At 41.9% G+C, this 6,929-nt stretch carries 3 protein-coding genes; 2 read left to right on the top strand and 1 reads right to left on the bottom strand.

The genetic code is table 11. The features are described from left to right. A partial coding sequence (locus DW103_RS17560) for a hypothetical protein (RefSeq protein WP_147381246.1) occupies positions 1–3,363 on the bottom strand: 3,363 nt, incomplete at its 3' end. A 950-nt stretch (positions 3,364–4,313) separates the two neighbouring features. Here DW103_RS17560 and DW103_RS17555 point away from each other — a divergent pair. Further along, positions 4,314–5,627, top strand: a complete 1,314-nt coding sequence (locus tag DW103_RS17555) for a UDP-glucose/GDP-mannose dehydrogenase family protein (protein ID WP_122278537.1) — start codon at positions 4,314–4,316, stop codon at positions 5,625–5,627. Next, positions 5,624–6,929 (top strand): RNA-binding domain-containing protein (locus DW103_RS17550; RefSeq protein WP_122278535.1); only part of this gene is annotated, 1,306 nt, incomplete at its 3' end. The genes DW103_RS17555 and DW103_RS17550, both read left to right, overlap by 4 nt.

Raw genomic sequence — 6,929 nt, 5'->3', positions numbered from 1 at the left:
GTCGTTGATGGCGAACAACTGAGCTTGGTCTTTGTTACCCAGTACGAGGATACCGTTCAGATAGCTTACATACTTACCGTCTTTACCTTCAATGCGATAGAAACCATCGATTTTCTTGTCGATAGCAAATGCCCAAGTTGCATTCGTGAGACCCTTGTCTTTAGCAATATCCAATGTATCAGTCTTACCTCCGATAGCCAGAGAGTCACCTGATGCGTTGTCTACGCGATTTGCATATATGAAACCTACGCGGGTCAAACCATCTTGACTATACTTAACATCCTTGGTATCGGTAGAGTCAGCATAACTTACCATATAAGCTTTCTTGTCGAATGCGCCTACCTTTTCGGTATCGATTGCTTTCGTGATGTAGTAAGCATAACGGAAGTTGTCTTCTCTTTCAACATAAGCAGTATCCAGACCCAGTACGAAGTCGTTGTCCGTTGCAGCTGCTTTCAGTTCCAGACCTGTACGTTTGATTTCGGCAAACGGTTTAACGGCTGTTACCTTAGAAGCTTCGTCACCCATCAAAGAAAGCGTTATGTTCTTCGGAGCGTCTGTTACATTCAGGTAAATGTTTGTTGTATTTGCATCCAGGTCGAACGCCCAGTTGGTGATTTCTTCTTTACCTACAACTACAACGTAACCATTCTGGTCTACAGCAACCTTGTCGGAGCTATTACGAGCTTCAGTAGAAGGTCTCCACAAGATTTCATACTGACCGGCTTTGTCGCTTGTACGACGTAAAGTCAAATCAGCTTCATTCTTTGTAGCAATCTTTGTCAACACAACTTTCTTTGAAGCACTCTTCTTCAAGAACAATGTATCGTTACCGAAGTAAACTTCGCCATTGTATTTGTTTGCCTTCAAAGTTGCGTCTGCCAGACTTTCCGGTGTGTTTGTTTTCATTTTGAATACCAATGAGCTTTCAGCATCATCTGTCATCACTACGGAAGAGTCCTTACTCATCGTCAGGTAGAATGTCTTTGTCGGATTAGCGAAGTTTGTAGCAATCAGTTTGTATGTCTGATTGTCGATAGCTTCTTTCGACAAGTTCTTGTAGCCGGCAGGAACATCTTTCACTTCTTCCAATTGAATAGTATCGCCTTTTATTTCATAGATTTTCTTATCAGCATCTATTACATAGAATTTTTGAGCCTCAACCAATTCCTTATTGAAGTCACGGTTTGCAATCGCATATTCACTTGCATCATCATCAGCTGAAGAAACGAACCACTGAGTAGCCGGAACATTTGCATAAGTAACTGCAGAATGAGCCAGAGCATCACCTGTAGTAGAAGTCATCATGTAGTACGGTTTAGTTTCATATTCCTTCTTCAGAGACTTCACATAGTAAGGAGTACCTTTTTCCAATTTAGCTGTTTCAGCAGCAAGGTTGTTGAATGTCACTTTGGTATTGCGGATAACAATATCAGAAGCGGTATTATTAGCAGGTTCATCCAAATCATAAGCGACCACAGAAACTTCACGATGGCTGTTAGCCAATGTACGGATTACGACACGTGCAGTAGCAGGTTCTCCGGATACATAGAAACCATCTTCACCTTTTACCGGCATATAAGTATCAATCAACAGAGAGTCGCCCGCTACTTCGTCCAAAGCAGTAGATATCTTAAATGCGAACAATTCTGCAGGCTGGCCGATGCGGGGAACCAAAGCATCTTTGTCTTTTACAGCATGCAAAACATCTGCTTTAAAACGGAAATATTCTTCGTTTACAGCTACATAGTTTGTATCTACAGTCAGATAAGCTTGCTGGCCGTTAATAAAGGAGTCTACTAAAGCGATTGCGTAATATTTTCCAGCCAATGCAGCGGCTCCACCACTCGTAGACAAATCACCGCTTGTAGCAAGTCCAGCCCATGTTTCTAATGCAAAAGCAGGGTTAGGAGCAGCGAAACCATCAGGATCTTCATTTTCGAAAGCAGCATTTGCAGTTTCTTTTGAATCTGCAAATTCCTTCAGGATAGCACCACCATTTTTAATAGCTGCAAGAGCCGTAGCTGCAGCACCTTCAAATGTCGGTGTAGTCTCAGTTTGTTCTGCTGTACGATAAGCATTATAAACAGCATTAATTGCAGGGAAAGCACCTGTTTCAGCTTTGCCAAGCAGGTCTTTCAAATCAGAGATAGCCTTGTCGGCAGCCTTAACAGCTTCATTATAAGCTTTTGTATCTCCGTCTGCACCGGTATTAAGTTTGTCAGCAGTTCCTACATTGATTTTTCCATATTCTGTAATAACATTAGCTACAACTTTAGCTACCTTACCGGCAACATTGAAATACTTCAAAGCGCCACTTCCTGCACCATATGTACCCAGTGTAGTACCTGTACCTAAAAGGTCTTTTGTTGCAGCAACAGCAGCGGCATTAGCTGTTTTATCCAACACTTTATCGCCCTTAGATAAACCTGTCATTCCAGCCACATCATCAATAGCCTTGCCTACTTCGGTTTTATAATCGCCGTAAGCTTTTTCCAACAAAGCCACAGCTTTATCTGTTGCAGCTTTAGCTTGGTCGGCAGCAGGTGTATATGTATTGTCATACTTAGCAGCCGTCCACAAAGCGTTTTCCTCGATACGCAGCTTGTTTGCAGTAAAAGGATTTTCAAATTCCTCTTTGTTTACGTCCGGAGTGAAAACCAATTTGAAGGCATCCTTTTCTTCCGGGTTCAGGTCTGCTGCACCGAAAGTATAAGGGTCCACACGTACAATCTGCAAATTAATCAGCTCTGTTTTAGTTCCGTCTTCTGCAGCAGGAGTCGGAGCTGCATCTTTCGCAGTTTTCAGACGCAGCTTAATCGTCTCTGCAGTTTTATCTCTTTCCAGATAATAAGTATAAAATGTCTCATCTGCAGGGTTGTATTCCTGTGTCTGTACAGGAACCACACCCGTTATCGTAACATCTCCATTGTCTGCAATTGTCACATTTTGAGTAACATACAGGCTAGTGAGGGCATTAGAAGCCGTAGCAGCCGTATAAGCCGGTTTAGCTCCATAAAGAAAATCCGTAGCATTTGCACCCTCTTTCGAAAGCATCAATTTCGTACCGGATTTATTTGTCAGTGTAAATGTATAACCGGCAACAGTACCCTGAAATTTAACCGGTTCTACATCTATCTTCCAAAGACTCTGGTTGATCTCTTCATAAGTTGTTAGTTCAGCTACCGGTTTTGCAACCAAACTATCCTTTACTCCGCTTTTATCAACGATAAGCACATCATCCTGACCATTCACACCCAGTTGATAAAACTGAGAGCTATTGATAGTCTCTTGTGCCATGGCTGAAAAGCTACTACCCACCAGCAGGATGCCGGCTAAAAGTGTAGAAAACTTCTTGTTCATACTTTAAACTTTTTAATTTATAATATTAATGTATATTGAAATGTATACTTGTTGTCTCTTCGCACGCTCGTTAATTTCTGTATAATGACTAAATTAAACGTACGTTTATTTTAGTCATTTCTAAGGCTGTTTTGTGGGGTTTGTAACGAAAAGTCGTAATTTGGTACAAGCTAAGCTATCTAATTGATAAGAAAGCACATAGAAAAATAAAATTTATTTGGGAAAAGGATTGTGGGTTCAAAACTTATGCCTATTTTTGTGACGAGAAAAAACGTACGTTTTTTTTAGTCATTCCAAAAAAGCCATATATTCTACTCTTACACAGCAACTTGAATAAGGTCAAAAAAGCGAAAACAACCATTTATTAGGACAGATTTCAGGCCTATCGCGTACATTATATATAAGAGAGTGCTATTTTACCCCCTTTTTCACTGTTTTTGCAAAAAGCACACTTTTCTCCCCCTTTTTCCTTCGTGAAAGAGATGTTGTTTATTGATTTATTGAAAAAGGCAGTTCTTATTTTAGTTTTAGGCTGAAAACTAAAATAAGACCATTCAATATAGAAGAACCGGGAAAGCTCAATATTCTGGAAGAGATGACCGGAGGGAGACGCAAAAGAATTTATATACTGAAAAAATATGAGGGATATCCATGTCCATATTCTATCATGAGCCTATTCGCAAGAGCAAGTACAAGAACTACAAATTTAATTCCGTTATTTTCCGGGAGTCTTTAATGTTCATGAAAAGGGAGAAATGAGATGAGCCGGGCAATGCTTCCTTATAAAACAATCTTTCCGTACAAATAAAACTATTTTGAGTGGTACGATACCGTCAAATTCTTATCTTTGTGGCAGTTTTGTCATTTCCTTTCTGGGAGTGACGAACCTTTGTATGTCCGTATGTTTGTGAAGGGGATTGAAAAAGTAACTCTCATTTGATTATAAAATCATGAAAATAGCTATAGTAGGAACAGGTTATGTGGGGTTAGTCACAGGTACTTGTTTTGCCGAAATGGGAACTGAAGTTTTTTGTGTCGATGTGGACGCTGAAAAAATCACAAACCTCAAACAAGGAATTATTCCTATCTACGAGCCGGGTTTGGAAGAGATGGTTCACCGCAACCAACAAGCCGGGCGTTTACATTTCACCACCGATTTGACAGAATGCCTGAACGAGGTCGAAGTTCTCTTCAGTGCGGTAGGTACTCCTCCCGACGAGGATGGCAGTGCCGACCTGAAATATGTGCTGGAAGTAGCCCGTACGGTAGGTCGTAATATCACAAAACACTTGTTGGTCGTAACGAAAAGTACAGTTCCGGTCGGTACTGCCCGTAAAGTTCGTCAGGCTATTCAGGAAGAACTGGACAAGCGTCACCTCTCCATCGAATTTGATGTCGCCTCCAATCCCGAATTTCTGAAAGAAGGTGCAGCCATCAAGGACTTCATGAGTCCTGACCGCGTGGTTGTCGGTGTCGAGTCCGAACGAGCCAAAGAACTTATGACCCGTTTATACCGTCCGTTCCTGTTGAATAACTTCCGTGTAATTTTCATGGATGTCCCTTCTGCGGAAATGACCAAATATGCAGCCAATGCCATGCTCGCCACCCGTATCAGCTTTATAAACGATATCGCCAACCTATGTGAAATCGTAGGAGCGGATGTCAATATGGTGCGCAAAGGCATCGGTTCCGATGCCCGTATCGGCAACCGTTTCCTGTATGCCGGCATCGGTTACGGTGGTTCCTGCTTCCCGAAAGATATCAAAGCGCTTATCAAAACAGCTAAAACAAATGGCTACTGTCTACGTCTTTTGGAAGCCGTCGAAAATATCAATGAAGAACAGAAATCAATCCTGTTCCGCAAATTGAGCGACTATTTCAAAGGCGACCTGAAAGGCAAACGCATTGCCATGTGGGGGCTTGCCTTCAAACCGGAAACAGATGATATGCGTGAAGCCCCTTCCCTTATCCTGATAGACAAACTCCTTGCCGCCGGTTGCGAGGTCTACGTCTACGACCCTGTATCCATGCCAGAAACACAACGTCGTATCGGCGATGCGGTTCATTATGCAAAAGATATCTATGACGCAGTCGTGGATGCCGATGCTTTGCTTTTAGTAACAGAATGGAAGGAGTTTCGTATGCCTTCCTGGTCTGCTGTCCATAAACTAATGGCAACCCCATTAGTCCTTGACGGCCGAAACATTTACGATGCGCAGGAATTGAAAGAAAACGGGCTGGTTTATCACTGCATAGGAAGATGACAAAAGAGCAACTCCTCCAATTAATCAAACAAGGAGAAGGTTTTCGTTTGGAAGCCAAGAAAGCTGAAAGCGATATTCCGGAAACCGTATGGGAAAGCTATTCTGCATTCTGTAATACAGACGGTGGAGTTATTCTTTTGGGTGTATCGGAAAAGAAAGATAAAACCTTATTTATTTCCGGTGTGCAAAACAGTACTAAAATTATCCAGTCTTTTTGGAATCAAATAAATAATAAGCAAAAGGTAAGTGATAACCTGCTATTTGACCATCAGGTATATACACTGTCTATTGATAATAAAGAGGTAGTCATTGTTGAAGTGCCTCGTGCAGATCGTCATTATAAGCCTGTTTTTGTTAAAGATAGTCTTTTTGGAGGTACTTATCGCCGGAATGCGGAAGGCGACTATCATTGTACACGCGAAGAAGTGAAAGCCATGCTTCGTGACCAGTCTGATATAACATCAGATAGCATGGTTGTAGAAGAAATAGACTGGCAAGAGCTAGATAAAGACACAATCTATCGTTTCCGGATGCGTTTCCGGAATCTGAAACCCGATCATGTTTGGAACACTTTGGATGATGTCGAGTTTTTATTAAAAGTCGGTGCACTCAAGCGCGGTAGCAGTAATTCTGAAATTCATCCTACTCTGGCCGGTATTTTGATGTTCGGTACGGAAATGCTAATAACCAATCAGTATCCGAACTATTTCCTGGATTATCGGGAGATTGCAGACGAGAACCGCTATACAGACCGTGTCTTTTCTTCCTCCGGAGATTGGTCAGGCAACCTTTTTGATTTTTATTTCAGAGTTGTTGACCGTTTGATATCCGGATTGAAAGTCCCTTTCCAATTGCGGAATGGGTTGGACAGGATTGATGATACACCCGCCCATGGAGCATTGCGTGAAGCTTTGGCTAATGCTTTGATACATGCTGATTACCATGGAAGAAGAGGAATTGTTATAGAAAAATATAGAGACCGTTTGGTCATTTCCAATCCGGGAACTTTACGTATCACGTTGAATGAGGCTTTGGAAGGAGGTATTAGTGACCCACGTAATGTAAACATTTTTAAAATGTTTGTTTTGGTGAATGTAGGCGAACGTATAGGAAGTGGTTTGCAGAATATCCGATATGTATGGAAGCAATCAGGTCTTCCGCTCCCACAATTGCAGGAAAAGTTTTCACCGGATCGGATGCGGTTAGATATAATGTTGTGGAATGGAGATAATTATACTGGAGAAGGAATAGAACCATTGGAGCTTACCCCCCCAGTCACCCCCCCAGTCACCCCCCCAGTCA

Source organism: Parabacteroides sp. AM08-6, from assembly GCF_003473295.1.
Taxonomy (GTDB): Bacteria; Bacteroidota; Bacteroidia; order Bacteroidales; family Tannerellaceae; genus Parabacteroides.
Note: the sequence above shows the minus strand (reverse complement) of the source record. Positions and strands in the feature narration are given on the sequence as shown.

Excerpts from the sequence above, each read along its gene's own strand:
- DW103_RS17555 (WP_122278537.1), top strand. The coding sequence starts at position 4,314 with ATGAAAATAGCTATAGTAGGAACAGGTTATGTGGGGTTAGTCACAGGT.